This is a genomic window from Clostridia bacterium, from assembly GCA_035561135.1.
In the GTDB taxonomy this organism is placed as follows: Bacteria; Acidobacteriota; Terriglobia; order Terriglobales; family Acidobacteriaceae; genus DATMYA01.
Genome location: DATMYA010000029.1, coordinates 1 through 1,586, shown reverse-complemented (window position 1 = coordinate 1,586; position 1,586 = coordinate 1). Strand labels below are relative to the sequence as shown.

Here is a 1,586-nt window from a genome sequence, read left to right as displayed (position 1 = left end):
CGAGTTGAGCCCCGCCGATCGCGGCCTTTGCACCGAACTCGTAATGGGCACTTTGCGCTGGCAGTCGGCACTCGACGCCGGCATCGCAAAGCACTCATCGCAAAAAGTGAACCGCCTGGACCCTGAGGTTCTTATCGCGCTGCGCTTGGGCGCATACCAGATACGTCACCTTGAGCGAGTGCCGTCGCGTGCCGCCGTGAACGAAAGCGTTGAACTGGTGAAACGCGCGCATAAGAAGTCCGCCGCACCGTTCACTAACGCGGTGCTGCGCAAGCTCGCATGCGCGCCGCAAGTCGCTCCAGCAACGAACGGCGACGTTTCGGGCGAAAGTTTGGCCGAGCAATTCGCGCACCCTCCCTGGATCGCCGCGCGATGGGTGCTCGAATACGGCATCGGCAACGCTCAGCGCATCTGTGAGTACGATCAGGCGATCCCGCCGACGACGCTTCGAATGCTCGATGCCAGCGCCGAAGAAACTCTCCGCGCCGATGGCGTGGAACTTGCGCCGGGAGAACTGCTCACGTCAGCGCGACGCGTCCTCAGCGGCGACATTGTTCACGCCCGCGCCTTCCGCGAAGGCCACGTCCTCGTGCAGGACGAAGCGTCTCAGCTCGTCGCGTCGCTGGTCGGACACGGCGCACGACTGCTGGACTGCTGCGCTGCGCCTGGTGGAAAGACCGCGGTCCTCGCGCAACGCAATCCAGAGGCAACCATCATCGCGGCCGATCTGCACGAGCACCGAACGCGATTGTTACAGGAGCGCGTGCGCGCAAGAAATGTGCAGGTCATCACAGCCGATGCAACGCACCTTCCTTTTGGCGCCGAGTTCGATCGCGTGTTGGCTGACGTTCCGTGCTCCGGAACCGGCACGCTTGCGCGAAATCCGGAGATCAAATGGAAGCTGGGCCGGCAGGACCTCCGAGATCTGCACGCTCGTCAGGTTGCTATTCTCTCGGCGACGCTCAACCATGTTGCGCCGGGAGGACGGCTCCTCTACTCGACCTGCTCGCTCGAGGTGGAAGAGAACGAGGGCGTCATTAGCGAAGCGCTCGCGGCGCGCACAGGTTTCAGCGTCGTCGATTGTGCACAGGAACTGCGCGGCTTACGGCAGCAGGGCGAGTTGGCGATTGAGCCAGAGCGACTCGTTCGCGGAGGCTTCTTGCGAACGCTTCAAGGCGTGCATCCCGGCGATGGATTTTTCGCTGCGATCCTGCAGCGCGACTAACGGACTACTTCCAGGTTCACGATCATTCCCGGCGATACGCGCTGGCCCGGAGCGGGTGTCTGGCGCGCAACCATCGCTCCGGTGGCTTGCGACTGCGCCACTGCCGAGGGATCTTGCTTCAACGTGCTGACGTTGCCTACCTTCAACCCTGCATCGGTGATGGCAACCGACACTTCTCCCAGCGGCATGCCGCCGAAGTCCGGCATGACAAACGATTTGCTCTGCTCCGGCGCAGTGACCAGAAGGCTGAGCCTCGGCGATGCGACGCCCTGTGCGTTCGGCGGCGGACTCTGCGCAATCACCTGATCCGCCGGAGTGCCGGGCAAAGAGATCTGGGCTACCGAGCCCATCTCCAACCCGC

At 63.3% G+C, this 1,586-nt stretch carries 2 protein-coding genes; one reads left to right on the top strand and one right to left on the bottom strand.

The genetic code is table 11. The annotated features are described in order from the left end of the window. Nucleotides 1-1,225, top strand: a 1,225-nt coding sequence (locus VN622_07100; protein HWR35620.1) for a transcription antitermination factor NusB, incomplete at its 5' end; no start/stop codon positions are given. Here the strand turns inward: VN622_07100 and VN622_07095 are convergent. After that, nucleotides 1,222-1,586, bottom strand: a 365-nt coding sequence (locus VN622_07095) for a PASTA domain-containing protein (protein HWR35619.1), incomplete at its 5' end; no start/stop codon positions are given. The genes VN622_07100 and VN622_07095 overlap by 4 nt on opposite strands.